Annotated in this window: 23 protein-coding genes; 11 read left to right on the forward strand and 12 right to left on the reverse strand. The window is 71.9% G+C overall.

Annotation, left to right across the window (positions count from 1 at the left end):
• Window positions 1-8 precede the first annotated feature (8 nt).
• Complete coding sequence (locus CP980_RS36650; protein ID WP_150492329.1) at window positions 9-1,688, reverse strand: carbohydrate binding domain-containing protein; 1,680 nt, start codon at window positions 1,686-1,688, stop codon at window positions 9-11.
• A gap of 263 nt (window positions 1,689-1,951) precedes the next feature.
• Between CP980_RS36650 and CP980_RS01280 the strand changes: the two genes are divergently transcribed.
• Both CP980_RS01280 and CP980_RS01285 read left to right on the forward strand, forming a co-directional pair.
• Window positions 1,952-3,511, forward strand: a complete 1,560-nt coding sequence (locus tag CP980_RS01280) for an MFS transporter (protein ID WP_189999017.1) — start codon at window positions 1,952-1,954, stop codon at window positions 3,509-3,511.
• A complete protein-coding gene (locus tag CP980_RS01285; protein WP_150492330.1) occupies window positions 3,508-4,143 on the forward strand; it encodes a TetR/AcrR family transcriptional regulator in 636 nt (211 codons plus the stop codon). The genes CP980_RS01280 and CP980_RS01285 overlap by 4 nt, the downstream gene beginning before the upstream one ends.
• Here the strand turns inward: CP980_RS01285 and CP980_RS01290 are convergent.
• The 5 genes from CP980_RS01290 to CP980_RS01310 all read right to left on the reverse strand — a co-directional run bounded on the left by CP980_RS01290 (window position 4,127) and on the right by CP980_RS01310 (window position 10,693).
• The gene (locus CP980_RS01290) at window positions 4,127-5,839 is read right to left on the reverse strand and encodes a WD40 repeat domain-containing protein (protein ID WP_150492331.1); all 1,713 of its coding nucleotides are present in this window, start codon (window positions 5,837-5,839) and stop codon (window positions 4,127-4,129) included. The genes CP980_RS01285 and CP980_RS01290 overlap by 17 nt on opposite strands.
• Window positions 5,836-6,507: a GTP cyclohydrolase II gene (locus CP980_RS01295; protein ID WP_150492332.1), complete on the reverse strand. Its 672-nt coding sequence runs from the start codon at window positions 6,505-6,507 to the stop codon at window positions 5,836-5,838. The genes CP980_RS01290 and CP980_RS01295 overlap by 4 nt, the downstream gene beginning before the upstream one ends.
• Window positions 6,495-7,802: an MFS transporter gene (locus CP980_RS01300; RefSeq protein ID WP_150492333.1), complete on the reverse strand. Its 1,308-nt coding sequence runs from the start codon at window positions 7,800-7,802 to the stop codon at window positions 6,495-6,497. The genes CP980_RS01295 and CP980_RS01300 overlap by 13 nt, the downstream gene beginning before the upstream one ends.
• On the reverse strand, window positions 7,799-9,697 hold the full coding sequence (locus tag CP980_RS01305) for an outer membrane protein assembly factor BamB family protein (RefSeq protein WP_150492334.1): 1,899 nt from the start codon (window positions 9,695-9,697) through the stop codon (window positions 7,799-7,801). Before CP980_RS01305 ends, CP980_RS01300 begins: the two co-directional genes overlap by 4 nt.
• Window positions 9,698-10,120: 423 nt before the next feature.
• Window positions 10,121-10,693, reverse strand: a complete 573-nt coding sequence (locus CP980_RS01310) for an NADPH-dependent FMN reductase (protein WP_150492335.1) — start codon at window positions 10,691-10,693, stop codon at window positions 10,121-10,123.
• 508 nt (window positions 10,694-11,201) lie between these two features.
• Between CP980_RS01310 and CP980_RS01315 the strand changes: the two genes are divergently transcribed.
• Window positions 11,202-11,873: a GNAT family N-acetyltransferase gene (locus CP980_RS01315; RefSeq protein WP_132753201.1), complete on the forward strand. Its 672-nt coding sequence runs from the start codon at window positions 11,202-11,204 to the stop codon at window positions 11,871-11,873.
• A 34-nt stretch (window positions 11,874-11,907) separates the two neighbouring features.
• On the opposite strand, the gene CP980_RS01320 is transcribed toward CP980_RS01315, so the two are convergent.
• The 6 genes from CP980_RS01320 to CP980_RS01345 form a co-directional block, all read right to left on the reverse strand.
• A complete protein-coding gene (locus CP980_RS01320; protein ID WP_150492336.1) occupies window positions 11,908-12,678 on the reverse strand; it encodes an ABC transporter ATP-binding protein in 771 nt (256 codons plus the stop codon).
• Window positions 12,675-13,544, reverse strand: coding sequence for an ABC transporter ATP-binding protein (locus tag CP980_RS01325; protein ID WP_132753205.1), 870 nt, complete (start codon window positions 13,542-13,544; stop codon window positions 12,675-12,677). Before CP980_RS01325 ends, CP980_RS01320 begins: the two co-directional genes overlap by 4 nt.
• Entirely contained in the window at window positions 13,541-14,959 is a 1,419-nt protein-coding gene (locus CP980_RS01330; RefSeq protein ID WP_229907286.1) for a branched-chain amino acid ABC transporter permease, read from the reverse strand. The genes CP980_RS01325 and CP980_RS01330 overlap by 4 nt, the downstream gene beginning before the upstream one ends.
• Entirely contained in the window at window positions 14,956-15,876 is a 921-nt protein-coding gene (locus tag CP980_RS01335; protein WP_132753207.1) for a branched-chain amino acid ABC transporter permease, read from the reverse strand. The genes CP980_RS01330 and CP980_RS01335 overlap by 4 nt, the downstream gene beginning before the upstream one ends.
• Window positions 15,877-15,882: 6 nt before the next feature.
• On the reverse strand, window positions 15,883-17,070 hold the full coding sequence (locus CP980_RS01340) for a branched-chain amino acid ABC transporter substrate-binding protein (protein ID WP_229907287.1): 1,188 nt from the start codon (window positions 17,068-17,070) through the stop codon (window positions 15,883-15,885).
• Between the two features lie 211 nt (window positions 17,071-17,281).
• Window positions 17,282-18,292 carry a hypothetical protein gene (locus tag CP980_RS01345; protein ID WP_229907288.1) on the reverse strand — a complete coding sequence of 337 codons (1,011 nt, stop codon included), beginning with the start codon at window positions 18,290-18,292 and terminating at the stop codon, window positions 17,282-17,284.
• Window positions 18,293-18,562: 270 nt separating this feature from the next.
• Between CP980_RS01345 and CP980_RS01350 the strand changes: the two genes are divergently transcribed.
• The 8 genes from CP980_RS01350 (at window position 18,563) to CP980_RS01390 (ending at window position 25,393) form a co-directional block, all read left to right on the forward strand.
• Window positions 18,563-19,360, forward strand: coding sequence for a CAP domain-containing protein (locus tag CP980_RS01350; protein ID WP_308439404.1), 798 nt, complete (start codon window positions 18,563-18,565; stop codon window positions 19,358-19,360).
• Between the two features lie 206 nt (window positions 19,361-19,566).
• Window positions 19,567-20,127 (forward strand): hypothetical protein, encoded by a 561-nt coding sequence (locus tag CP980_RS35715; RefSeq protein WP_229907289.1) that lies wholly within the window; start codon window positions 19,567-19,569, stop codon window positions 20,125-20,127.
• 253 nt (window positions 20,128-20,380) lie between these two features.
• Complete coding sequence (locus CP980_RS01365; RefSeq protein ID WP_165937183.1) at window positions 20,381-21,142, forward strand: thioredoxin family protein; 762 nt, start codon at window positions 20,381-20,383, stop codon at window positions 21,140-21,142.
• Complete coding sequence (locus CP980_RS01370; RefSeq protein ID WP_132753213.1) at window positions 21,139-21,765, forward strand: TlpA disulfide reductase family protein; 627 nt, start codon at window positions 21,139-21,141, stop codon at window positions 21,763-21,765. The genes CP980_RS01365 and CP980_RS01370 overlap by 4 nt, the downstream gene beginning before the upstream one ends.
• Entirely contained in the window at window positions 21,762-22,529 is a 768-nt protein-coding gene (locus CP980_RS01375) for a cytochrome c biogenesis CcdA family protein (RefSeq protein ID WP_150492338.1), read from the forward strand. The genes CP980_RS01370 and CP980_RS01375 overlap by 4 nt, the downstream gene beginning before the upstream one ends.
• A gap of 60 nt (window positions 22,530-22,589) precedes the next feature.
• Window positions 22,590-23,156 (forward strand): hypothetical protein, encoded by a 567-nt coding sequence (locus CP980_RS01380; RefSeq protein WP_150492339.1) that lies wholly within the window; start codon window positions 22,590-22,592, stop codon window positions 23,154-23,156.
• Window positions 23,157-23,192: 36 nt separating this feature from the next.
• On the forward strand, window positions 23,193-23,933 hold the full coding sequence (locus CP980_RS01385) for a response regulator transcription factor (RefSeq protein WP_150492340.1): 741 nt from the start codon (window positions 23,193-23,195) through the stop codon (window positions 23,931-23,933).
• Window positions 23,930-25,393 carry a HAMP domain-containing sensor histidine kinase gene (locus tag CP980_RS01390; RefSeq protein ID WP_150492341.1) on the forward strand — a complete coding sequence of 488 codons (1,464 nt, stop codon included), beginning with the start codon at window positions 23,930-23,932 and terminating at the stop codon, window positions 25,391-25,393. The genes CP980_RS01385 and CP980_RS01390 overlap by 4 nt, the downstream gene beginning before the upstream one ends.
• The last annotated feature ends 64 nt before the right edge of the window (window positions 25,394-25,457 follow it).

Below are 25,457 nucleotides of genomic sequence, written 5' to 3' on the forward strand. Positions count from 1 at the left end.
GCGCGTGGTCAGCGGTTCTGCAGGGATTTGACGTTGTCGCCGAAGGTCCAGCCCTTGGAGCCGTCCCAGTTGACCGACCAGGTCATGAGCCCCTTCAGCGAGCCGCCGTAGGCGTTCCACGCCTGACCGACCAGGCTCGGCGCCATGTGGCCTCCGCCGGCGCCGGGCTGGGCGGGCAGGCCGGGCACCTGCTTGTCGTAGGGCACCTTGACGGTGGTCCCCTGGATGGTCAGGCCGTTGTTCAGGCACGTGGTCTGCGCGGTGAAGCCCTGAACCGTGCCGGCCTGGTAGGAATCGCCGGAGCAGCCGTACATGCTGCCGTTGTAGTACTGCATGTTCAGCCACCACAGGCGGCCGTTGTCGGCGTACTTCTTGATGATCGGCAGGTACGCACCCCAGATCGACCCGTAGGTGACGCTTCCACCGGTGACGTACGCGGTCTCGGGGGCCATCGTGAGGCCGAAGCCGGCCGGCATCTGCGCGAGGACGCCGTCGATGATGCGGATCAGGTTGGACTGGGAGGCGGACAGCGTGTTGATGTCGCCGCTTCCGGACAGGCCGGTCTCGATGTCGATGTCTATGCCGTCGAAGTTGTACCTCTTGAGGATCGGGACGACCGTCGCGACGAACTTGTCGGCGACGGTGCTGGAGCTCAGGTCGATGCCGGCGGCTGCGCCGCCGATCGACATCAGGAGCGTCGCCCCGGCCGCCTTGGCCCGGCACATCTCGGCGGGGGTCGAGACCTTGACTCCGGCGTCCATGCCGTCCTGCCACAGGACGGTGCCGTCCGAGAGGATCACCGGGAAGGCCGCGTTGATGACGTTGTACCCGTGCGCGGCGATCCGGCTGTCCGTGATGGGGATCCAGCCCATGCCGGGGTGGACCCCGTTGGAGGCGCCGTCCCAGTTCTCCCAGTAGCCCTGGAGGACCTTGCCGGACGGCCTGGGCTTCGTCGGGCAGGTGTCACCCGGCGGAGTGGTGGGCGGCGGGGTGGTGGGCGGGGCGGTCGTCGGCGGCGCCGTCGTCGGTGGGGTGGTGGTCGGCGGGGCGGTCGTCGGTGGGGTCGTGGTCGGCGGGGCGGTGGTCGGCGGCGGGGTGGTGCCGCCGGGGCCGCTGAGCGACACGTCGTCCGCGTAGTACGCGGGCTGCCCGTACCAGCCGTGGAGGTAGACGGTGACCGAGGTGGTGTTCGGCCCGGTGGTGAAGGTGAGGCCGAGCTGGCTGTACGAGGGGCTGTTCGGCGTCCACGTGGACGTCGTGCCGGTGAGGCCGGAGCCGGTGGCGCCCAGGTAGACGTAGCTGCCCTGGACGTAGGCGCTCAGGGAGTACTGGGAGTTGGGCTGCACGCTGACGGTCTGGCTGCACTGGGCGGTGTCCTGGCCGGTCGGCGCCGCCTTGAGCGCGGAGGCGCCGGAGCGGACCGGACTGCCGACGGCCGCGGCGCCGCCTCCGGCGCACGTCCAGTCGGTCAGCCCGTTCTCGAAGCCGGAGTTGGCCACGAGGTTGGCCGGGGCGGCCCCGGCCGAGACGGAGCCGGCCACCGCGAGGCCGGTCGCGATGACGGCGACCGCGCTGACCGCGGCGAGTACGCGCCTGAGGACGGCCGGTCCCGGCGGGGTCCGGTCCGGTCCGGGGCGAGGGGGGAGACCGCCCGGCGGGCGTGAAGTACGCGACCTACGACGGATCATGTGGTGCTCCCTTCCCGCCGAAGTGTCATGGGCATGACGATACGTGGGGGCATGACGCCCGGCTGGGGTGAGGTGGGGACATGGGGGGACTGCGCCGGACCGGATCGTAGGAGCGCCGGAAAGCCCCGTCAATAGGTCTGGACCAATGACCCGCGATTTCGCGGCGACCCGAGGCCGGACAAGGGGTGCACAATCGTTTACCGTGGGGGGTGAACGGTTGTGCACCCCTGGGTGTCCAGCCCCCTCCGCACCCCTGGAGCACCATGGCCCCCGCGATACCGGCACCCGGCCCGGCCCCCGACGACCGAGCCGCCCTCTCCCCCGCCCCCGGCACCCCCCGCAGCCGTCGCCCCGGGCTCGTCATGCCCGTCCTCGCCTTCTGCGGCATGGTCGTCGCCGTCATGCAGACCCTCGTGGTCCCGCTGCTGCCGCACGTCCCCGACCTGACGGGGGCGAGCCCGGGCGCCGCGGGCTGGCTGGTCACCATCACGCTGCTGACCGGCGCGGTCTTCACCCCCGTGCTCGGCCGCGTCGGTGACATGTACGGAAAGCGGCGCGTGCTGCTGGCCTCGCTGGGCGTGCTCACCGCCGGCTCCGTGCTGTGCGCGGTCAGCTCCGACATCGGCGTCCTCATCACCGGCCGGGCCCTGCAGGGAGCGGCGCTCGCGGTCATCCCCCTGGGCATCAGCATCATCCGCGACGAGCTGCCGGCCGAGCGGGTGCTCTCCGCCATAGCACTCATGAGCTCGACGCTCGGCATCGGTGCGGCCATCGGCCTGCCCGTCGCCGCGGTGGTCATGGAGAACTTCGACTGGCACACCATGTTCTGGGCGTCGGCGGCGCTCGGCCTCCTCGACCTGGTGCTGGTGCTGTGGATAGTCCCCGAGTCCCCGGTGCGTTCGTACGGCCGCTTCGACCTCCCCGGCACCCTGGGGCTGACCGCCACCCTCGTCGGGCTGCTGCTCGCCATCACCCAGGGCTCGGACTGGGGCTGGAGCTCCCCCCGCACGCTCGGCCTCCTCGGCGCCTCCGTGGCCGTGGGCCTGCTGTGGGGCTGGTACGAGCTGCGCACCGACTCCCCGATGGTCGACCTGCGGGTCTCCGCCCGGCCCGCCGTCCTGCTCACCAACGTGGCCGCGCTGCTGATCGGCTTCGCGTTCTACGCGAACTCCCTGGTCACCGGGCAGATGGTGCAGGAGCCCACCAGCACCGGGTACGGCCTCGGCGCGTCCATCGTGGTGAGCGGCCTGTGCCTGCTGCCGGGCGGCCTGGCCATGGTGGCCCTCTCCCCCGTCTCGGCACGGATCTCGGCCGCCTACGGGCCGCGCACCGCGCTCGCGCTGGCCTCCGTCGTCATGGCCGTGGGCTACGCGGTCCGCTTCTTCACCAGCCACAGCCTGTGGCTGATCGTGGCCGGCGCCACGGTCGTGGCCTCGGGCACCGCCATCGCGTATTCGGCGCTGCCCGCGCTCGTCATGCGGGCCGTACCGGTGGGCGAGACGGCCGCGGCCAACGGTCTCAACACCCTGATGCGCTCGGTCGGCCAGGCCTGTTGCAGCGCCGTCGTCGCCGCCGTGCTGGCCCACGTGACCTTCGTCGTCGGCGGGCGCACGGCACCGACCCTGCACGCCTACCTGCTCATCTTCCTGATCGCCGGGGGGACGGCGCTCGCCGCCCTCGTCGCCACGCTGTTCCTGCCGTCGGACCGTTCGTCCAAGCGGTCGCCGGGCCGCCGCGGGGGCGGCCGTGGTCCGCTGCGCGGCCGCGCGGGCGGTACGGTCACGGTGTCAGCGTCCGTGACCGCCGCCCGGGAGAGCGCATGAGCAGCACCGAGGACTCCCTCACCGCCGTGCCCGCCACGGCTGGTGCGGGAACGGGCGGGGAGGCGAGTGGGGAGGCTGCCGCCGAGACCGCCGCCGAGACGGGACGCGAGGCCATCGTCCGCGCCGCCCGCCGCGCGTTCACGCTGCGGCCGTACGCCGAGGTCACGATGCGCGGGATCGCGGCCGACGCCGGGGTGAGCCCCTCGCTGATCGTCAAACGCTTCGGCAGCAAGGAAGCCCTCTTCAACACGGTCGTCGACTTCCGGGCGGCCGCCGACGAACTGTTCGCCGCCCCGCGCCCCGGCCTCGGCCGGCACCTGGTCCTGACGATGGTCGACCTGCGGGACCGGCTGCGCGGGGACCCGCTGCTGCGGGTCGTGTTCTCCCTGGGCATCGAGGACGAGCGCACCCTGCTGCGGGCGCGTTTCCGCGAGCAGGTCACCGACCGGCTGGCCACCTCCCTGACGGGGCCGGACGCGCAGCTGCGGGCCGAGCTGATCGCCGGTCAGCTGCTGGGCCTCGGGGCCACCCTGAGCCTGCACCGCCCCGACGGCGCCGGCTCCCACGCCGGCCCCGAACGCCTGGCGGACCTCTACGCCCCCGGCCTCCAGCGCCTCATCGACGGAGCCTGAGGACGTCGCCCCGGTCCGCCGGGACCGGGTACACCGAGCCGTCGTACGAGGCCGCGAGGAAGGTGTCCGCCTCCGGCGCGTAGTGGAGGGCGGAGATGCCGGCGGTGGTCGGCTTGCCGACGTACGGCCAGGTCCCGGTGCGGGTGTCGTAGACGGCGACCGTGCCCCCGTAGGAGCCGGTGGCCACCAAGGCCCCGTCGGCGGAGGCCGCGACGCACTTGACGGAGTGGTCGTGCGGGGTGGGCACGGCCGTCGCGCCCTCGCCGTCCCACAGCCTCAGGAGCAGGTCGCGGCTGACGCTGGCGAAGCGGCCGCCCGGCAGCGGTGCGCAGCCGTTGGCGATCCGGGTGTGCGCCTCCTCCACGCGGGCGGTCTCCTCAAGGGTGCGGGTGCTGAACCAGCTCGCCGAGGCGTCCGCGCACACCGCGAAGATGCTCTCGCCGGAGACGGCCAGCCCCTTCACCGCGTTGGCGAGCAGCGGGAGCGTCGCCACGTGCTCGACCGTCCCGTCCGCCCGTACGGCGAAGACGAGGCCCTCGCCCGTGTAGGCGCCCACGACGACGTGCGGTACGCCGTCGCGCTGGAAGGCGGCCGCGCAGTTCAGCGGGGAGCGGTGCTGGTGGAGCGTCTCGCCCGTGTCGGCGTCGAAGACCCGGCCCAGTTGCCCGCCGGTGAGCACCCGGCCGCCCACGGGGACCAGGAAGTTGCACAGGCTGTCCGGGCGTCCGCCCTCGGCCCCGTCGACGCGGACGACGCCCGCGTCCCCGACGGTGTAGGTGCGCCCGTCCGGCAGGGTGGTGACGGCGTTCACGCAGCGGGTGCCCTCCACCAGGTCCAGGTTCCAGGTCGCGGAGGCGGTGTCGTACGTCGCGTACGTGGAGCCGAAGGTGGCGAAGGCGAGGGTGTGGTCGTCGAGGAAGGCGCAGGAGCGGGCCCAGATCTCGGCGGGGAACTCGGCGGTGTGCAGCGGACGCAGTCCCTCGGCGGTGTCCCAGACGCGCAGGGAGCGGTCGTAGCTGAGGCTGACGAGGGCGCCGGTCGCGGAGTTGAGGACGAGGCGCTTGATGCCGGCGTCGTGGGCCGGGAAGTACTCGGTCGCGCCGTCCTCGATGCGGATGATGGCGCCGTCGTCGTTGCCGGCGAAGACCACACCGCCGCGTGTGATCGCGATGGTGTCCGTCTCGACGCCGTCGAGGTCGATGTCGGCGGTCATCTCGCCGGTGGCGAGCGACCAGCGCTTGATCGTCCCGTCGTCGCTGGAGGAGATCAGCTCGCCGGTGGCGGGCAGCCACTCGACGGAGATCACGTCGGCGGTGTGGCCCTCGAAGCGGCGGACCACGGCGCCCGTGAAGTCGTAGACGCGGACCGTGTGGTCGCGGGAGGCGGTGGCGACCAGTTCCCGCTCCGGGTGGAAGACGGACATCTCCACGTCGTCCTTCTGGTCTCCCAGCACCGCGCGCAGGCGCAGGTCGGGGACCGACCACAGGCGCGCGGTGTAGTCGCTGGAGGAGGTGACGAGCAGCGAGCCGTCCGGGCTGAACGCGACCTGGTTGACCAGATGGTCGTGGACGCCGCGGGCCAGGAACGTGTGCTCGGCGGCGTCCCAGAGGATGACCTGGTTGTCGTAACCGGCGGTGGCCACGTAGCGGTCACCGAAGGTGGCGACCCCGCTGATCGGGCCCTGGTGCTTGATCACGCGATCTTCTCCTTCAAGCTGATGGTGTGCAGCGTCTTGTCGGCCTTCGCCGTGAGGTAAGAGATGTTGTGGGGGTTGGCGAACACCCCCGTCCGCACGGTGTTGCGGACGGCGATGCCGTGCCGGGTCAACTGGCCGCACTTGTCGGGGTTGTTCGTGAGCAGATCGACCTCGGTGATCCCGAGCGTCCGCAGCATCTGCGCCGCGGCCGTGTAGTCCCGCAGGTCGTCGCCGAGGCCGAGGGCGCGATTGGCCTCGTACGTGTCCAGGCCGTCGTCCTGGAGCCGGTAGGCGTCGAGCTTGTTGTAGAGGCCGATGCCGCGCCCCTCCTGCCGCAGGTAGAGCAGCACCCCGCCGACGCCCTCGATCATCCGCAGCGCCTCGTGCAGCTGCGGGCCGCAGTCGCACCGGGCGGATCCGAACACGTCACCGGTCAGGCACTCCGAGTGGAGGCGGACCAGGGGGACTCCGTCGGCCGGGCGGACACCGAGTTCGAGGGCCAGGTGCTCCTTGCCGTCGGCCAGTCCGTCGAAGGTCGTCACCCGCGCGTCGAACTGGGGTCCGGTCCCGGAGCCGATCGGGACGCGCACCTCGGAGCGCACCGTGGCACGGGACCGGAGGGGTCCGAGGCGGACGGCCGCGCGGGATGTTCCGGTTACTTCTTGCATGGTGGTTCCTCCTGGACGTTCGATGCGGGGGCGACCGGCGCGGACGGCCGGGCCCAGTCCGTGCGGCCGCGCCTCAGGTACCAGAGGGCGGAGCACGCGCCGAGACCCAGCACGAGGAAGGTCCCCCGTGCTCCGACGGTCTCGGTCAGCGCCGGGGTGACGGCGGGCGAGAGCAGCGCGGCGCCGCCGGTGATGAGCCACATCAGCCCCGAGGCGCGGCCCAGCACCGGGCCGGGCAGGTACTTGACCCGCATCATCACGACGGTGCTCAGGACGGCGCCCTCGCCGAGCGCGCCGAGCGCGACCGCCGCGAGGAACACCTGCCACCACGGGAGCGCGAGGAGCAGCAGCGACAGGCCGCAGGCCGTCATGCCCAGCGTCAGGGAGATCCGCGGGCGGATCCGCTTGCGCTGGGCGACGAGCAGGTTGCCGGCGAGCATGCACGCGTTCATCAGGGTGACGACGGCGCTCACGGAGCGGTCGGAGAGGTGCCAGGTGTGGCCCAGCGAGTAGACGACCAGGGCCTGGAAGCCCGCGCCACAGGTGACGGCGAGCACCACCTGCACGATGAGCATGTCGAGGACGCGGCGGTCCGCGACGATCGCCTTCCAGCCCTCGGAGAGCTTCCAGTTGCGGCCCGCGCCCGGGGCGCCCGGCAGGACGCGGGGCGGGTGCACCCCCATCGCCCAGACGGCGACCGGCGCGAAGAAGGTGGCCAGGTTGAGCCACAGCAGACCCTCGTAGCCCAGGAAGGGCAGGCACAGGGAGAAGACCACGGGGCCGACGAGGGTGGCGGCGAAGAAGAGGCTGTTGAGCGTCCCTCGCGCACGCACCGGGCAGTCGGGGAACATCCCCGGCACTCCGGTCATCCAGCCCGTCCGGTACGCGGCTCCGCCGATCGCGACGAGCAGCGCGCAGACGAAGAGCGCGGTCGTGGTGGGCGCGCCCGCGTGCAGGACGAGGTTCATCACCAGGGCCGCGGCCGCCTGCAGCAGCAGACCCGGTACGACCAGCGCCCGCGGTCCCCACCGGTCGGCCGCCCAGCCCAGGGAGGGTGCGAGGAGCATGCCGAGGGGGACCGCGGCGGCCAGCAGGGTCATGACGGCGAGCGAGCCGGTCAGCCGGTAGGCGAGCAGCGGCAACGCCGTGGCGTACATCGCCTCGCCGATGTTGTTGAGGGCGTTTCCCGCGGCGAACACGGTGAACCGCGGGTTCTGGAAGGGCGAGGGTTCGACCACCGCATCCGAACCGGGGCCGGGTCCGGCCTTGGGCGTGGTGGCCGCGGGAGGGCTCATCGTGCGCCGGCGTTCGGGTAGTCGCCGGTGGAGGCGGGCAGCCACAGGTCGCGCACGGCGGTCAGGACGCTGTCCTCGCGCTCGCGGTCCAGCCGGTAGAGCCGGAGGAATCCGCCCCGGCCGCCGATGACGACGTACGCGGTGCCGTCCTGGCCGCGCAGCAGGGCCATGCCCTTGGGGAAGTCGGGCAGATCCTCGTGGAGCCCGAGGAGTTCACCGGTTGCGTGGTCGTACGCCGCGACCTGGAGGCCGTACGTGATCGCGACGAGGACGCCGTCGGCGATGACGCAGTTCTCACTGGTGTTGTCGAGCAGTTCGGTGAAGCGCTGGTCGAGTTGGGGCTCACCGACCTTGAACTCCTTGATGCCGCCGCCACCGGTGGCGCGTACCCGGTCGCCGTCGGTCAGGAGGCGCTTGGGGTAGCCGCCGAGTCCGGTGGTCCAGGTGGCCTCGCCGTCCGCGGAGTAGGCGGTCATCACCCCGTTGCGGGTGGCGATGAGCCGGCTGCCGTCCTCCAGGTAGGCGCTCGCCCAGGCGCTGGCGGGCAGGTCGTCGATCCGGGACAGCTCTACACCGGTCGCGGCGTCGAGCTCGATCGCGCCGGCGTTGCAGGCGACGAGCAGCCGGCCGCCGTCGGGGGACCGGCTGAGCGTGTGCGAGACGGCGGGCATCCGCCGCTCCCACAGCACCTGGCCGGCGGCGGAGACGCGGCGTACGGTCCCCGGCCAGAAGACTCCCGCCCAGCCGTCGTCGAGGGTGACGAGGCGGCGGGTGAAGCCGAGGCCCGAGAACTCCTGTCCGGTCAGGACGAGCGCCGGGTGGCCCGGGACCTGTTCGACCAGGCGCAGTACGGCGGTGCCGTCGTCGGTGGCCGCCAGCAGGGCGCGGTCGTCACCCGGGACGGGCTGGAGGTCCCACACGCACTGGCGCTCGTAGCCGAGCCGGGTGCGTACGGCGCCGTCCGCCGTCAGCGCGGTCACCTCGCCGTCCTGGGTGAGGGTGTAGACGTCTCCGTACTCGTCGACGGTGATGTCGATGATCTGGTGGCTGAAGCCGCCGACCCGCTTGGCCACGCGCAGTTCGGGGTCGGTGTTGTCGAAGATCAGCAGCTCGCCGTCGAAGCCGCCGGTGTACGCGGTGGAGAAGTCGGGCGAGAAGACGAGGCCTTCGACGTCGTTGCGCGCGTAGTCGAAGCGTTCGCCGACGGTGCCGTCGAGACCGACCGTGATCACGCCGTTGGCGATGTTGCGGGTCTCCCCCAGGCCGGCGTCGCCGAGGGCCCACAGGCGGTTGTGGCGGGCGTCGTAGACGACCCGGTGGACGTTGGACGTGTCGACCTGGACGACCGTCGGGAAGGAGAGCTCCGGCAGCGAGCCGAGGTGGATGCGGCCGGAGCGGTCGGAGACGGCGTGCACGCCGGGGGCGTCGGTGCAGAACCATTCGAGCATGTCGTAGCCGTGCGGCCACTCGGTGATCCGCTCGACGGTGAAGGTCTCCAGATCGATGACGACCACCTGGAAGTACCCGTTGTTCGTGTAGAGCTTGCCGTCCCAGACGCCGATGCCGCGGAGCATGGTGGGCGCGGGCTGCTCGCCTTCGAGGAGCAGCGAGGCGTCGGCGGTCGCGGCGGCGTCGAGGCGGTCGGAGAGCCGCAGGGTGTCGGCGTGCCAGCGGGAGATCGTGCCCGTCTTGTCGCGCGTGACGATCCAGTCGTCGACGAAGGTGACGGCGTAGATCGGGTCGCCGGCCGGGTCCTGCGCCGGGGCGGAGGAGTTGGACGAACGCAGCACGTTGAGATCGCGGTCGAGCCAGTGCAGACCGCCGCGGGCGTCCGCGCCCAGGAGGCCCCGGCCGGGACTGTTCACGATGCGGGTCAGGCGCTCCAGGTTCGCCATGGAAATACCCCCTGTTTTCGTTGGGTGGGCTGGATGGGACAGCCCCCGGGGAAAGCCGTCGGCTTTCCCCGGGAGACAGGTGCCCGAGGGGGTTCACCCCTCAGCTGTAATGCGGATTCCGCATCAGATGTCGTGACGGACGACACGGCGAATGATCTTCTTCACGCACATCACCTCCTCCGGCACGGGGAATTTCGGGATCGATCCCGTCCGGGACGGTAATCAGATCTCGTTGCGGATGACGCGACGCACGATGCTCTTGGTCATGGAAGTCACCTCTCTCCTGGCTTCGCCGATATACGGGGGAAGTGATCGATCCGGCCTGGCAGGGCTCAGATCTTGTTGTTGACGACACGACGGACGACGTTCTTCTTCATGGAATTCACCTCCTTCCGCGGGCGGGTACGAGGGCCGGCCGCCCGCCTAGGCCGCGAGAGGGACCCGGTGGCCTCGTACGGCGGTGATGGTGGCGTCGACGAGGCCTTCCAGCTCCGCCACCACCGAGGGTTCGGTGATGGTCCCGTCGCGTCCGACCAGGCGTTCGGCGTTGCCGATGGCCACCCGCGGATGGTCGATCAGCACGGCGCCGCACCGTTCGAGCACCCTGCGGGTGTCGGACTGCGCATCGACGCCGCCGTACGTCCCGGGGGAAGCGGTGAGGAGCGCGACGGGCTTGCCGGAGAGGGAACTCGCCTTCCACGGCCGGGAGAGCCAGTCGAGGGCGTTCTTCAACGTCCCCGTCATCGCACCGTTGTAGGACGGTGTGCTGATGACCGCGGCGTCGGACGCGATGAGCAGTTCGCGTGCGGCGCTCACCGCTGCCGGCCCGGGACCCACGTCCAGGTCCTCGTTGTAGTGAGGCAGGTCGGCGACCCTTATCTCGGAGGTGTGGAATTCATCGGCACGCCGGTCGAGAATGCTGCGGATGGTGGCGAGAGCAGCACTGTTCACCGAGTGCCGACGCAAACTCCCCGACACCAGAACGATCCTGGCCATACCCCACTCCCTACCGATCGGCGACCCTCCGTCTCCTTGGCGGTTGGCCTTCCTCGTGGGAATGAGATTGCCTCCTGGAGTTCAATATCGAGAACTTCGATTTCAGGCTGAATCAGGTCGGTGCCGAATCAGACAACGGAATCCCGCATTCCCGTCGCGGGCGGCCCGGGCGGGGAACTCCCCCGGGCCGCCCGCGCCACACCCGGCGCGTGGGCACGCGGGTGGCGGCGACCTCACCCGAGTGGACCGCGTCGCAGGCCAGGCGGGTCGTCGAGAGCGGTCCCCCACGGGGAGCCCCGCACGCCGGCGGCTCCGCCCGCGCCGGCCGTCCGGTACCGAGCCCGCGGCGCAGGGGCGTCGGGGGGTGGGCAACCGAGCGAACCGGTCATGATCGGCGGCGGCGAACGGCCGGAAACCACGCACGACCGGCCAGAAGGATCCACCATTCCGCGAGGCGCTGATGTAATAATCCATGGAGCAGTTCACCCGTTACCTGCAAGGGGGAGACTTGCCTTTCGCGCATACGACCGAGGCCGTCCGGGCATGGGTCCACGGCTGGTCCGCCTCGCGCGGCGCAGCCGAACCCGTGCCCTACGGTTGGGGTTTCACGATCGACGTCGGCCTGCACGGACACGTCATGCGCCACGTCCTGCACTCCGCCGACGAGGCGATCGTCCGCGAGCTCACCCGGCGGGCCACCGCACCGGGCGTCTGGTTGAAGGCCTTCGTGGCACCGGAGACGCTCGAACCCTGGCTCGCCCCCGGCTGGCACCTCGCCGGCGGTCCCGGCTTCCTGATGTCCGCCGCTCTGCCCGCCACCCCCGCCCGGGGCCCGGGCCGCGTCCCCGAGGGCTACGAGATGACCACCTGGACACGTGGCGGCGTCACCCGCGCCCTGGTGCGGCGCAGCGCCGACGGAGCCTTCGCCGCGCGCGGCCAGATCGCCGTCACCGGCCACACCGCAGTCGTCGACCAGGTGGAGACCGACGCGGCCCACCAGCGTCGCGGCCTGGGGCGCCTGGTGATGCACGAGCTCATGGAGGCCGGCAGGGAGCAGGGAGCCGCGGCATGCGTGTTGGGCGCGACCCCGGAGGGCCGCGCCCTGTACGAAGCGACGGGATGGCGCGTCCTGGCACCGCTCACCAGCGCGCTGCGGGGCCCGGACCCGGCCGGCGGCTGAAGCGCGGTCAGACGCGCGGCCGTCCGGGCGCGGGTCAGCCGGTGGCCTCGCCGAGGTAGGCGGCGCGGATGCGGGGGTCGTCCAGAAGCTCGTGGGCCGGGGCGTGCAGGGTGATCCGGCCCGTTTCCAGGACGTAGCCGCGGTCGGCGATCCTCAGGGCCTGGGCGGCGTTCTGTTCGACCAGCAGCACCGTGGTGCCCTGGGTGTTGATCTCCTTGATGATCTCGAAGATCTGCGCCACGATCAGCGGCGCCAGGCCCATCGACGGCTCGTCGAGGAGCAGGAGTTCGGGGCGGCCCATCAGGGCGCGTCCCATGGCGAGCATCTGCTGCTCGCCGCCGGAGAGGGTGCCGGCCTGCTGGGTGCGCCGCTCCGCGAGGCGGGGGAAGAGGGCGAAGACCCGGTCCAGGTCCTCCTGCCGCAGCCGCTTGAAGCGGTAGGCGCCCATGTGGAGGTTCTCCAGGACGGTCATGTCGGCGAAGACCCTGCGGCCCTCCGGCGAATGGCCGATGCCGAGGCCCACGACCGCGTGGGAGGCAATGCCGTCGACGCGCTCCCCGCAGAACCGCACCTGTCCCGAAGTGGGCTGGTGCAGGCCCGAGATGGTGCGCAGGGTGGTCGTCTTGCCCGCGCCGTTGGCGCCGAGCAGGGCGACCACCTCGCCCTCGCGGACGACCATGTCGACGCCCCGCAGCGCGCTGATCGCGCCGTACGACACGTGGAGATCGGCGAGTTCCAGGATCGTCGGCGCCGGGGGCCGGGGCGTGGCGGCGGTCCTGTGCGGGAGGTGCGTCGGCGTGGTCATCGGGGCTCTCCTTGCCGGGAGTCGGTCTCGGAGGTTCCGAGGTAGGCCTCCACGACCGCCGGGTCGCGCTGTACCTCGGAGGGAGGACCGGAGGCGATGACCCTGCCGAAGTTGAGCACGGTCACCCGGTCGGCCACCGAGGTCACCAGCGGCATGTCGTGTTCGATCAGCAGCACGCTGATGTCGAGTTCACGGTTGATACGGCGGATCAGCGCGGCCAGTTCCCGCTTCTCGGTCGGGTTGGTGCCCGCCGCAGGCTCGTCCAGGAGGAGCAGCCGGGGGCCGGTGGCCAGTGCCCTGGCGATCTCCAGCCGCCGCTGGTCCCCGTACGAGAGGGAGTCGGCCCGCTCCTCGGACCGCCCGTCGAGGCCCACCAGCGCGAGCAGTTCCTGGGCCCTGGCCTCGGCGGCGCGTTCCTCCGCCTTCGCCCGCGGCAGGCCCAGCACGATGCCCAGCGGTCCGGAGCGGGTGGCGCTCTCCGCGGCGACCTTGACGTTCTCCAGCGCGGTCAGGGCGGCGAAGAGGCGGATGTTCTGGAAGGTGCGGGCCACGCCGAGCCGGTTGATGTGGTGGGGCTTGCGGCCGAGCAGGCTGTGCTCCGTACCGCCGTCGGTGCGCAGGAGTACGCGGCCCTCCTGCGGTGCGTACGCGCCGGTGAGGGAGTTGAACAACGAGGTCTTGCCGGCGCCGTTGGGGCCGATCACGGCGTGGATCTCGCCCCGGCACACCGTGAGGTCCACGTCGCAGAGGGAGACCAGGCCGCCGAAGCGCAGGGTCACTCCCGACACCTGGAGGACGGGGGCCGGGGCGGAGCGGGCCGGGGCGGGTGCCGGGCCCGGGCGCGCCGCGAGTGTGGTGGTCGTCATGATTCCTCCCGCGTACGGACGGTGCGCCTGCGGCGCCTGGCGGGCAGGAGTCCCTGCGGGCGGTAGATCATCATGACCACCAGGAGGGCGCCCAGGTACATGAACCGGTCCTTCTGGTCCACCACGTCCTTGAGGCCGTGCGGCAGATAGGCCAGCAGTGCGGCTCCCAGCAGGACGCCGGGGATGGAGCCCATCCCGCCGAAGATCACGTAGGCGAGGACCAGCACCGAGTACAGCAGCGGGAAGTTCTCGGGGTTGATGAACCCGACCTTGCTGGCGTAGACGGCGCCGGCGACCCCGGAGGTGGAGGCGCCGATGGCGAAGGCCATCAGCTTGTACTTCACCGTGTCCACGCCGTGCGCGGCCGCGGCGACCTCGTCCTCGCGGATTGCCTCCCAGGTGCGTCCGATCTTGGAGCGCACCAGCTTGCGGAAGACCAGCACCAGGCCCGTGATCAGGCCGATGAGCAGCCACAGGTAGTCCAGCGGGTCCAGGCCCCAGCGGTAGTGCACGGGGCCGATGTCCACGGAGAAGTGCGGGATGCCGAAGACTCCGAGCGAGCCGCCCGTCACCGATTCGGCGTTCTTGGCGAAGAGGTAGATGATCTCGTGGAAGCCGAGGGTGACGATGGCGAGGTAGTCGCCGCGCAGGCGCAGGGTGGGGGCGCCGAGCAGGATGCCCGCGAGCAGGCACGTGAGCATCGCGACCGGGATGGACAGGAACGGGTTCAGCTCGAACGGCGGCTTGACGGGCAGTTGTCCGCTCCAGAAGGCGGTGCTGTAGCTGCCGATCGCGAAGAAGGCAACGAAGCCGAGGTCGAGCAGACCGGCCCAGCCGATGACGACGTTGAGTCCGAGGGCGAGCAGGATGTAGATGCCGACCCAGTCGACCAGTACCTGGTTGGTCGACCGGTCGAACAGCAGCGGCAGGAACACGGCCGCGGCGAGCCCGGCCACCACCAACGCCACGCGCAGCCGGGGACGGCCGTCGAGCGCCGGGCGGATCCTGGTCAGCGGAGCGGCGACGGCCCTGGCGCCGCAGGCCACGGCGCGGCGCGGGGCGGCGCCGAACTCGGCTACCGCCCACAGGGCCGCGGCCGCGCCGGTCCAGGCCCACAGCGCGGGTCCGGTGAAGGTCGTACGCAGCGAGAACAGCAGGTCGGCTCCGGATCCCTGCTCCCCCGTCATCACGGCCAGCAGGACGCCGACGGCGGTGAGGGCGCACAGCCTGCGCCAGCGCGGACGCCGGTACCAGGGGGCCCGGCGCAGGGCGGCCAAGGCCTCGGCCGAGGGGCGGGTGGGGCGGAAGGACGCGGTGGACGCGCTGTACGCGGTGGGCTCCGTGGACGCGGTGGGTGCGGCGGGTGCCGTGGACCCGGTGGGTGCCGCCGTCCTGGTATCGCTCAGCATGCTCATGCCGTCCTCCCCAGCTTCGCGCCGAGGATGCCGGTCGGGCGGAACATCAGCACGACGACGAGGACCGCGAAGGCGGCGACGTAGCGCCATTCCTCGCCGAACAGCGGAACGTTGTAGGTCTCGACCAGGCCGAGGAGCATTCCGCCCAGCATGGCACCGCGGATGTTGCCGATGCCGCCGAGAACGGCCGCGGCGAAGGCGGTGATGCCGGGGATGAAGCCCATGGTGAACGAGACCTGGCTGTTGAGTCCGAAGAGGAAGCCGGCGATTCCGCCGAGGACCCCGCCGATCACGAACGTACGGGAGACGATCCGGTCGATGTCGACGCCCATCAGGCCGGCGGCCTCGGGGTCCTGGGCGACGGCCCGGATGGCGGAGCCCAGCTTGGTACGGCGCACCAGCAGGTCGAGGCCGACGATCATCGCCAGCGCGGCGACGATCAGCAGCAGCTTGACGATGTCGACGGGTGCTCCGAGGACATGGAAGAGCACGCCGTTGTCGAAGAGCGCGGGCATGGCCTTGGGATCGCGCCCGAAGAGCTTGCCCGTGAGGTTGTAGAGGAAGAACGAGGCGCCGATGGCGCTGATCAGGAAGATCAGCGCAGGCGCGTTGCGCTTGCGCAGCGGCCGGTAGGCGACCTTCTCCAGGCCGAAGGCGGTGCCCGCCCCGACCAGGCCGGAGACCGCCAGGCCGAGGAGGACGAGCAGGACGGAGACCAGCCCGGAGGGGTGGCCGGGGGCGACCTCGGTGAGCACGATCAGCGCTCCGAAGCCGCCCAGCATGAACACCTCGCTGTGTGCGAAGTTGATCAGCTTGAGCACGCCGTAGACCAGGGTGTAGCCGATGGCGATCACGGAGTACAGCGCGCCGAGCGCGAGGCCCGGGACCAGGTAGTCGCGGAATTCCAGGAGTGTCATCGCCGGTCAGCCCGCGCTCACCAGTGTGTCGACGTCTCCCTTGAGGGTGATCCGGCCGCCCTTGACCTCGCTGAGGTAGATGCCGTTGCCGGCGAACTCGCCGTTCTCCTTGAACGAGAACTGCCGGGTGAGGCCCTTGTAATCGGCCTTCTTCACCTTCTCCAGGACGGCCTCGCGCCGCACGTCGCCGCCATCGCCGCCGCCGAGCGCCTTGATCTGCTCGATGATGAGGTTGGTGGCGTCGTAGGACTCGGCGGCGTAGAGGCCGGGCGCGGCCTTGTACTCCGTCTTGTAGTCCTCGGCGAACTGCTTGGTGCCCGGGTCGACGTTGGCGTCCAGGCACTGGCAGGTCAGCAGCCAGCCCTCGGCCGCGTCGCCGGCCAGCTCGGTGAACTTCTTGTCGTACGTCCCGTCGCTGGCGATCTTCGGCTTGTCGAAGCCGACGTCCTTGAGCTTCTTGGCGAACGGAGCGGCGTCCGAGTAGAGCCCGTTGTAGATCAGCGCGTCGGCGCCGGAGTGCTTCACGGCGGTGGCGGCCGCGGTGTAGTCGGGGGTCTTCGACGGGACGCTGGCCTTGACGACCTCGACGCCGGCTTCCTTGAGCTGCTTCTCGGCGACCTTGGAAAGACCGACGCCGTACTCGCTCTTGTCGTCGACCACGTAGACCTTCTTGGTCTGGAGCCGCTTGGTGAAGTACGTGACCATGGCGCCGCCCTGGGCGTTGTCGTTCGGCACGGAACGCACGAAGGAGCGGAAGCCGAGCTCGGGAAGGCTCGGGTTGCTGGCGTGGGACACGGAGACCAGCCCGGCCTCCGAGTACAGCCGGCCCGAGGCCTTGGCCGCGCCGGAGAAGGCGGGGCCCACGAGACCGAGGACGCTCTCGTCGTCGATGAGCTTCTGCGCCGCGGCCGGGGACTGGTCAGGGGAGCCGGCGTCGTCGGACGCGGCGTACTCGACGTGGAAGGGCAGATCGCCGCGGGCGTTGGCCTGCTTGACGGCCAGTTTGACGCCGTTCTCCATGTTCACGCCGATCGCGGAGCTCTCGCCGGTGAGCGGACCCTGGAAACCGATCTTGTAGACCGCCTTTCCGTCGCTGCCGACGACGGCGGCACCGCCGCCCTTGTTGCAGCCGGTCAGCGCGGTCGCGCCCGTGACGACGAGTGCGGCGAACATGGACAACTTCCTGCGGTTCACGTCTGCTCCCTGTGACTGTCCGTGGACGGGATGGATCGACAGGGGTGGCTTGCTCGACCCCCCGAAACCGCACGTGGATGGCGTGCGACTCGGGCACAGTAGTCAGCGGTGGGCCGGCCGTCCGGGTGCGCCCGCAGACCTGGTCAAGTCCCGGAGAACCGTGTCAGGTCCGGGTCGTGCGAGCGCTGCCGGCAGCGTGAAGCGTGGTGCGTCAGGACGAGGGCCGGTGGAGCCAGGGTGCGCTCGTCGCCCAGAACATCACGTCCGCGCCCAGGCGCCGGCCGCCGAAGTCGACGAACTCCTCCTTGGTGTAGGGCTTGCCGGTCGAGGGGTTGGTGTACGCGAAGTCCGGTTCCTGCACCGCCATCGCGACCATCGGCAGCTGCCCGCGGTACCGCTCGAAGAACGGGTAGGAGTTCTCCATCTGCGCCTGCCGGTTCGGCAGGACGTCGGGGCCTCCGAGGCCCACTCCGTGGGCCTTGGCGAACTCGAAGGTCCGCTCCATGTAGCCGTGGTCGTTGTTCCACTCGCCGGGCCAGAAGTTCACGTACTGGATGAACCGCGTGCGCTTGAACACCCGGGCACCGAAGGCCATGTTGTCGAGTTCGGCCCGGAAGTACGCCTCGTCGGTGTAGCCGGTGCGGTCCTTGCCCTGATCGACCTGGGTGGCGGTCTCCGGAAGGTTCACGCCCGCCAGCCGTCCGTCGAACCGGTCGGCCAGTGCCTTGAGCAGGCTCTGGAAGCGCCGGCGCACCTCGGGTACCCACTGGGCGGCGACGGCCCCGGGTTCGCCGGGGCCCAGGCCGCTCTCGTTCGTGGTCGCCGCGGCGCCACCGGCGTACGCCGGGTCCGTGAGCAGGTAGTTCGGGAGCCGTGTGGGAGCGCTGAAGAAGCGGTCCTGTACCTGGACGAACAGGTTCTTGTGGCGTGCCCGCACGGCGGTGAGGGCCTCCTCGATCGCGGAGAAGTCGTACCGGCCCTTCTGCGGTTCCATCGCCTTCCAGGGCACGACCACTTGCGCCCCGGCGATGTCGGGCCGGTCGAGCAGGGGCTTGACCTCGGTGTCGAAGTCCCCGATCGATGAGTAGAGGTACTGGGCCGGGGCCGGGGCCGCGTGCCCCGGGCCGGCGGGAGCCGCCGCGGCCGCCGGCGCGAGCGTGGTGTGTGCGAGGGCCGTGGCCAGGAGTACGCCGAGCACGGCGGACAGTCGTCGGGTTGTCATGGGCGGGGACTGTACGAAGCACCCCTAAGAAGATCATAAGAGCCCTGGATCCCGGTCCGGGCAGGGCGATGGCCCACTTCGGCCCTTTGCCGATCCTGCGGGCTTCCTTAAGGGAAGTTGAAGAACCCCTCCGGATCGCCCTTTTCGCTGATCACCGGCCTAGGCTCGGACGGACTCCCCTCCTTCCCTGCCTGATGAGGTGTTACCGGCATGAGCCGCAGCCGTACTCCCGGACGTCCGTCCCGCGCCGAAGCACGACGGAGCAGGACGGTGCGCACGCGCATCGTCCTGTCCGTCACGGCAGCCGCCGCGGCGGTGGCGGTCGGCGTCGCGGTGGCCGACTCCGACGGCGCCGCCCGCGGGGGCGGGCACACCGACGGCGCTGCCGGACCCGCGTCCGGGTCGGCGAGCGCCGATGCCGCAGCGGCGGCTCCCGCCCCTGTCTCCCCCACCGGCGAGGCCCCGGCCACGACGAGCCCGAGCCCGTCCGGTACGCCCGGGGCCGACGCCTCCGCTTCCGCCGCTCCCGCGCAGCCCTCGGCGGCGGAGAGCAGCGTCGCGGCCAAGTCGGCGTCCGGCCAGTCCGACAAGCCCGCGCGCAAGCCCACGACCACGGGCAGCGGATCCGGCGGGTCGGGTGGTTCCGGTGGATCGGGCGGGTCGGGCGGCTCCGGCACCGTCGACGCGAACAGCGAGTCCGCCGTCCTCGCCCTGGTCAACAAGGAGCGGGCCGCCGCCGGATGCGGCCCCCTGACCTCGAACGGCAAGCTGAGCGCGGCCGCCCGGGCCTACAGCGACACCATGGCCCGCAGCGGTGTCATGTCGCACACCGGACCCGACGGGTCCACCATGACCAGCCGGGTGGAGGCCGCCGGGTACTCGTGGTCCCGCCTGGGCGAGAACATAGCCCGCGGCCAGGCCGACGCCGACGCGGTGATGGACGCGTGGATGAACAGCTCCGGCCACCGGGCCAACATCCTCAACTGCGCCTTCAAGGAGATCGGCATAGGCGTGCACAAGGGCGACGGCGGCCCGTGGTGGACGCAGGACTTCGGCGCCTCCAAGTAGCCGGCCCGCACAGCCCCGGCCCGGCGCCGGCGCCGCGCCCCCACGTCCTCCGCACCCGCCCCCATGTCCTCCGCACCCGTCCACGGGTCCGGAGGACGTCGGCGTTCGCCGGCCCGGGCCTCCGTACCGGTCCCTGCGGAACCCCCGCTTCCGTGGAAGGGGGGAGCCGGTGACGGGCCGCTCGGCGCGTCCGTCACTATGGGGCCGTGCCCCGACTCCCCCGGTACCTGCTCATATGGCTGTCGTGCACGGCCGCCAGCGTGACCGCCGTGCTCGCCACGGTCCAGTTCGTGGTCGGCTCGACCCGGCACACGCCCCCGGTCGCACGCTCCGCCCCGACGGTCATCGAGACGCCGCCCGCATGGCAGGCGGGCACTCCGGCGCCGAGTACGGCCTCCCCGAGCGCGTCCGCGAGCCCCTCCCCCTCGCCCTCGCAGCGGCCGTCCCCCTCGGCCGCGTCCCCCACCCCCGCCAAGGCCTCGGCGGGAGCCCCCCGCACCAACACCTCGAAGAGTGCCCTGGACTGCGCGGAGGGCGGGGCCGGCCTGTACACGGTCCCCTCCCAGGGCGGCAAGGTCACCGTGCGGTACGGGAGCCGCGGCGTGTGCCTGATCTCCGCGGTCCCGGACCGCGGCTTCAAGACCAGCACGTCGCAGACCGCGGACGACACCCTCACGGTCACGTTCACCAGCGCCGACCACCGGTCGGTCGTGACGGCCACGATCGAGCCCTCGGCGAGGGCCAGTGTCCGCGAATCCTCGCTCTGAGCCCTGACTCCCCGCCTGCGCAACGCACTCCGGCGAAGCGGAAGCTGAGCTGTTCCTTAGGGCATCCTCAAGATCCGGCCGAGCCGGTTCCGGTGGCCCCGAGCGGTCCTATGCTCGCCTCAGCCGAGCGGCCTTCGGCACCGGGGAACCACCCCGGTCATCCGTCGGGCCGCCGGTTTCACCGAACCGGGGGGCGTCCGCCCTTCCCGCATTCCGATCCGTGTCCTGGGGTGTCTTCGCCATGAGTTCTCGCATGCTCCGACCCGTCCGCGCCGACCGCCGTACGCAGCCCCCCGGCGCCGGCGCCCCCCGCGGGATACGGCTGCCGCTGGTCGCCGCGGCCGTGGTCGCGGCGGGGCTGACCGCCGCCTGCGGCCCTTCCACCGAGCCCGTCGGTTCCGCCGCGCCCTCCTCGGCCTCCGCGGCCTCCGCGTCCCCGGAGCCCTCCGCCACCGGGTCCGCCACCGCTTCACCCGAGGCATCCCCGACCGTGACCGCGTCCGCCTCGGCCTCCGCGTCCACCACCCCCCGGTCCGCCTCGTCCCCCGCCGGCGCCGGGTCCGGCGCCGCCGGTACGCCGGCCAAGTCCTCCCGTACGCCTGCCGCTGCCCAGCCGGCCGCCGTACCGGGGCCCGGGTACGACAGTTCGGCCGACGCGCAGAAGCTCGTCGACGCGGCGCTGCGCACGGCCAAGTCCGAGGGCCGGATGGTGCTGCTCGACTTCGGGGCGAACTGGTGCGGCAACTGCAAGGCGGCCGACAAGGTGTTCGGCCAGCCCCAGACGGCCGCCCTCCTCGGGAAGTCCTACCAGCTCGTCAAGATCGACATCGGCGGCAACAGCTCCGCCAACTCCGCGCTCCTGCGCAAGTACAGCCCGTCCGGCGGCACCTACACGATGCCCGTGCTGGTCGTCGTCACCCCGTCGGGCACCGTGCGCACCGACACCCACGTCACCGGCAACCCGTCCCTGACCGCGGAGGGCATCAACTCCTTCCTGCGCCAGTGGGCGTCATGAGACGAAGGGTCCGCAGGTACGCCCTCGTCCCGGCCGGGGCCGGGCTCGCGGTGGCGGCCGCCCTCGTCCTCGCGGGCATCGCCACCCACAGCGGCGGATCCGGGACACCGGACGGGCGGGCGGGCGCCGCCGTGGGAACCGCTGCCGGGGCCGCGGCCGGAACCTCGGTCATGGACCCGGCCTCCCGGCCCGACGCGCCCGTACTGGCCGGTGAGGACCTGGACGGCAACGCGGTCAGCCTCGCCGGGCTCCGGGGCCAGGTCGTCGTCCTCAACGTCTGGGGTTCCTGGTGCGGGCCGTGCCGTGCGGAAGCCGACGACCTGGAGCGGCTCAGCCGCCGCACCCGGAGCGAGGGGGTCCGGTTCCTCGGGATCAACACGCGCGACCGGGACCCGGCCGCCGCCCGGTCCTTCGTACGCGCCCACGCCCTGAGCTTCCCCAGCCTCCCCGACCCCACCGGCGCACTGCTGCTCCGCTTCCCGCCCGCGCTGCTCAACCCGCAGGCGGTCCCCGCGACCCTGGTGATCGACCGCCGCGGACGCATCGCCGCGAGCATCGGGGGCGCCGTCACCGAGGAGCAGCTGCGGCCCGTACTCGCGCACGTGGCGCGGGAGGAGTCATGACGCTCGCGGCCGCGGCGGACGCCACCTCCCTCGTCAACGGAACGCTCCTGATCGCGGCCCCGGTGGCGCTCGTCGCGGGACTCGTCTCCTTCCTCTCTCCGTGCGTGCTGCCGCTCGTTCCGGGCTACCTCAGCTACGTCACCAGCCTGTCGGTCTCCGACCTGGCGGACGCGCGGGAAGGGCACCGCGGTCGCACGGCGACGGGAGCCCTGCTGTTCGTCCTGGGCTTCACGGCGGTCCTGGTGTCCGGAGGCGCCCTGTTCGGCCACTTCGGCCGCGTCCTGCTGGCCCATCAGGAAGTGATCACCCAGGGGATCGGCGGGTTCACCGTACTGATGGGGTTGTCGTTCATGGGGTTCCTGCCGGGCTTCGCGCAGCGGGAGTTCCGCAGCCACCGGCGGCCCGCGCTGGGGCTCGCCGGGGCCCCGGTGCTGGGAGCGGTCTTCGCGGTGGGCTGGACCCCCTGCATCGGCCCGACGCTGGCCGCCGTCCAGGCGCTGGCCTGGACCGAGGCGAGCGCGGGCCGCGGCGCCCTGCTCATGGCCGCCTACTGCCTCGGGCTGGGCCTGCCGTTCGTCGTCGCCGCGCTGGCCTTCCGCCGCGCCCTGGACGCCTTCGGCCTGGTCAAACGCCACTACCCGTGGGTACTGCGGACCGGTGGAGGTCTGCTCGTCCTCGTCGGCGTACTGCTGGCCACCGGGGTGTGGAACGACCTCGTGTACACGCTCCAGTTGTGGAGCGCGGGATCCACCGCGGCCCTCTAGAGCCCGTCCGGCCCGCTCCCCCCTGAAGACGGACAGAAACAAGGAGATACAGGAACACACATGAACGCATCGCAGCACATACGGCGTTCCCGGACGGTCCGGGTCTCGGCCGCCCTCCTGTCCGCCGCCGCCCTCGCCGCGTGCGGCGGTCAGCAGGCCGGGGGCACCCAGCACCCCGCACCCACGACGAGTTTCACCGAGCAGGGGGTCACGGTCACCCTCACGGTGTCCGACTGGCACGCATCGGCGGGCACGCTCTCCGCGGTCTTCACACCCGAGCGCAAGGGTTTCCACCTCTACAGCACCGATCTGCCGCCCGGTGGCGTCGAGGGGGTGGGCCGACCGACGGCCATGGCGGTCAGCGGGGCCGTCAAGGCGGACGGCAGGCTGACCGCCACCGCGGAGGTACGGTCGATCACCGTGCCCGGCGTCGAAACCCCGCTGCCCGTCTACCCGGACGGCCCGGTCACCACCACGCTGCCCGTACGCGCCGACGGGGACGGGGACGCGACGGCCCTGATCGGTTACGCGAGCTGCAGCATGCAGGACGGCTGTACCATTCCGGTCTCCGACCACCCGGTGCACCTGCACGTCACCGGCGCCCGCGTGACGTTCGGCCCCCACTAGGGGGTGTCCCCAGCACCCGACCCTAAGGTGTCCCCCATGCCCAGCGTCCTGGTCGTGGAAGACGACCCCAGCATCCGCCAGTCACTGATCGAGGTCCTGACGGAACACGGGTATGCCGTGCGCAGCTCGGCCGACGGGTTCGGAGCCCTGCGGGAGGTCACCCAGACTCCCCTCGACGCGGTGGTCCTCGACCTGGGCCTGCCCGACCTGGACGGAGGAGACGCGCTGCGCATGATCCGGGGCATCTCCTCCGTACCCGTGCTGGTGGCCACCGCCCGCGACGACGAGCGGGAAATCATCAGCCTCCTCAACGCGGGCGCCGACGACTACCTGGTCAAACCGTTCTCCGGCGGTCAGCTCGTCGCGCGCCTCTCCGCCGTCCTGCGGCGCACCACCCACGTGCCCGCCACCGGACCCGCTCCGGGAACGCGCGGAGCGCCGGCGGCACGCGCCGCCCCGACGGCCGACGCACTGCACCCCACCACCGTGGGTGAACTCGCGGTGGACCCGGGCGCGCGCACCGCGTACCTGGCCGGCGTGGAGCTGCGCCTCACCCGGCGGGAGTTCGACCTGCTCGCCTTCCTCGCCCGCCACCCCGGCCAGGTCGTCTCCAAACGCCGTCTGCTGACCGAGGTCTGGCGCGAGCCGTACGTCGACGACCAGACCGTTGACGTCCACCTGTCGTCCCTGCGCCGCAAGCTGGGCGAGCGGGCGGCGGCCCCGCGCTACCTGCTGACCGTGCGCGGGGTCGGCATCAAACTGGTGGCACCCCGTTGAGGCGTTCGCTGGCCGGGGTCGCGCTGGCCGTGACCTCCATGGTCGCCCTCTCCTTCCTCATACCGCTGGGCGCACTGGTGATGTCGCTGGTCAAGGCACAGGCCGTCACCGCGGCCGAACAGCGCGCCGCCGCCCTGGCCCCCATCCTCACCCTGACCACGGACCCCTCCGCCCTGCGCGAGTCCGCCGCGAGTCTGGACCCGGCCCAGCAGCTGGTGATCCACCTGCCGGCGGACGCCGCCCCGCTCGGCAGCTCCAAGGCCCCCGCCGAGCTGCTCGAACGGGCCCAGCAGGGGCGGGAGTCCATCTCCCAGGAGATACCGGGCGGCTGGATCTGCCTGCAGCCGGTGGTGCTCCCCGGCGACCGCGTCGCCGTCATCGAGAACTTCGTTCCCGAGGAGGAACTGACCCACGGGGTCAAGGAGTCGTGGGCGGTCATGGCCTTCCTCGCGGTGGCGCTGATCGGCGGTTCCGTCCTGGTGGCCGACCGGCTGGGCTCGAAGGTCGTCAGGTCTTCGAAGAAGCTCGCCCAGGCCTCGCGCGCACTCGGCCAGGGCGATCTGGACACCCGGGTGGACCCCGTGGGCCCCAGGGAACTGCGGGACGCGGGCGTCGCCTTCAACGCGATGGCGCACCGGATGACCGAGCTGCTCGCCGTCGAGCGCGAGCTCGTCGCCGACCTCTCGCACCGGCTGCGGACGCCGCTCACCGCACTGCACCTGGCGTCCGAGCGCATGGCGGGCACCCCCGAATCGGCCAGGGTCGAGGCGGCCGTCGGTGAACTGGAGGCGGAACTGCGGGCCATCATCGCCGCGGCCCGCACCCCGCTCGCCGTGGGTCCGATGGGCCTGGGCATGCTGGGTACGGAACCCTCCACGGGCCACGACTCCGCCGGGGCGGCCGGAGCCGGCGCTGCGGCCGGCCCGCGCTGCGAGGCGGCCGACGTGGTCCGTCGGCGCACCGCCTTCTGGTCGGTCCTGGCCGAGCAGCAGAACCGGTGCTGCACCGTGGACGTGACCCAGGAACCCACGGCCGTGGCGCTCTCGGACGACGACGTCGCCGCCGTGGTGGACGCGCTCATCGGCAACATCTTCCGCCACACCGCTCCCGGGACGCCGTTCGGCGTCCAGGTGGTGCGGACGGCCCAGGCCGTGGAGCTGGTCGTGGAGGACGGCGGGCCGGGGATCCCGGAACCGGAGCTGGCCCTCTCCCGCGGGAGCAGCACCGGTTCCACCGGGCTGGGCCTCGACATCGCGGGACGGGCCGCGTCCGCGACGGGCGGCTCGGTGCACATCGGCCGCGGCCCCCTGGGCGGGGCACGCATCACGGTGTCGTTCACTCTGGCCCCGCCGGCTCCGGCCGAACGCGGACGTCGCCTCTCGCGCCGCAGGCCGACGTGGCCGGCATGGCCTGCGTCTGCGAGGTGGCCGAGGCGGCCGAGGCGGCTGCGCGGACGATAGGGCGGTCCTGTTTGTGGCCGACCGCCCACTGTTTGCCCGATCGGAACTGCCGTACATGTTGAAG

It is taken from the genome of Streptomyces vinaceus (assembly GCF_008704935.1).
GTDB lineage: Bacteria > Actinomycetota > Actinomycetes > Streptomycetales > Streptomycetaceae > Streptomyces > Streptomyces vinaceus.

What these genes read in the sequence shown, in the direction of transcription:
- CP980_RS36650 (WP_150492329.1), bottom strand. Translation starts at nt 1,688, where the DNA reads ATGATCCGTCGTAGGTCGCGTACTTCACGCCCGCCGGGCGGTCTCCCC.
- CP980_RS01280 (WP_189999017.1), top strand. Translation starts at nt 1,952, where the DNA reads ATGGCCCCCGCGATACCGGCACCCGGCCCGGCCCCCGACGACCGAGCC.
- CP980_RS01285 (WP_150492330.1), top strand. Translation starts at nt 3,508, where the DNA reads ATGAGCAGCACCGAGGACTCCCTCACCGCCGTGCCCGCCACGGCTGGT.
- CP980_RS01295 (WP_150492332.1), bottom strand. Translation starts at nt 6,507, where the DNA reads ATGCAAGAAGTAACCGGAACATCCCGCGCGGCCGTCCGCCTCGGACCC.
- CP980_RS01300 (WP_150492333.1), bottom strand. Translation starts at nt 7,802, where the DNA reads ATGAGCCCTCCCGCGGCCACCACGCCCAAGGCCGGACCCGGCCCCGGT.
- CP980_RS01305 (WP_150492334.1), bottom strand. Translation starts at nt 9,697, where the DNA reads ATGGCGAACCTGGAGCGCCTGACCCGCATCGTGAACAGTCCCGGCCGG.
- CP980_RS01310 (WP_150492335.1), bottom strand. Translation starts at nt 10,693, where the DNA reads ATGGCCAGGATCGTTCTGGTGTCGGGGAGTTTGCGTCGGCACTCGGTG.
- CP980_RS01320 (WP_150492336.1), bottom strand. Translation starts at nt 12,678, where the DNA reads ATGACCACGCCGACGCACCTCCCGCACAGGACCGCCGCCACGCCCCGG.
- CP980_RS01325 (WP_132753205.1), bottom strand. Translation starts at nt 13,544, where the DNA reads ATGACGACCACCACACTCGCGGCGCGCCCGGGCCCGGCACCCGCCCCG.
- CP980_RS01330 (WP_229907286.1), bottom strand. Translation starts at nt 14,959, where the DNA reads ATGAGCATGCTGAGCGATACCAGGACGGCGGCACCCACCGGGTCCACG.
- CP980_RS01335 (WP_132753207.1), bottom strand. Translation starts at nt 15,876, where the DNA reads ATGACACTCCTGGAATTCCGCGACTACCTGGTCCCGGGCCTCGCGCTC.
- CP980_RS01345 (WP_229907288.1), bottom strand. Translation starts at nt 18,292, where the DNA reads ATGACAACCCGACGACTGTCCGCCGTGCTCGGCGTACTCCTGGCCACG.
- CP980_RS01365 (WP_165937183.1), top strand. Translation starts at nt 20,381, where the DNA reads ATGCTCCGACCCGTCCGCGCCGACCGCCGTACGCAGCCCCCCGGCGCC.
- CP980_RS01370 (WP_132753213.1), top strand. Translation starts at nt 21,139, where the DNA reads ATGAGACGAAGGGTCCGCAGGTACGCCCTCGTCCCGGCCGGGGCCGGG.
- CP980_RS01375 (WP_150492338.1), top strand. Translation starts at nt 21,762, where the DNA reads ATGACGCTCGCGGCCGCGGCGGACGCCACCTCCCTCGTCAACGGAACG.
- CP980_RS01380 (WP_150492339.1), top strand. Translation starts at nt 22,590, where the DNA reads ATGAACGCATCGCAGCACATACGGCGTTCCCGGACGGTCCGGGTCTCG.
- CP980_RS01385 (WP_150492340.1), top strand. Translation starts at nt 23,193, where the DNA reads ATGCCCAGCGTCCTGGTCGTGGAAGACGACCCCAGCATCCGCCAGTCA.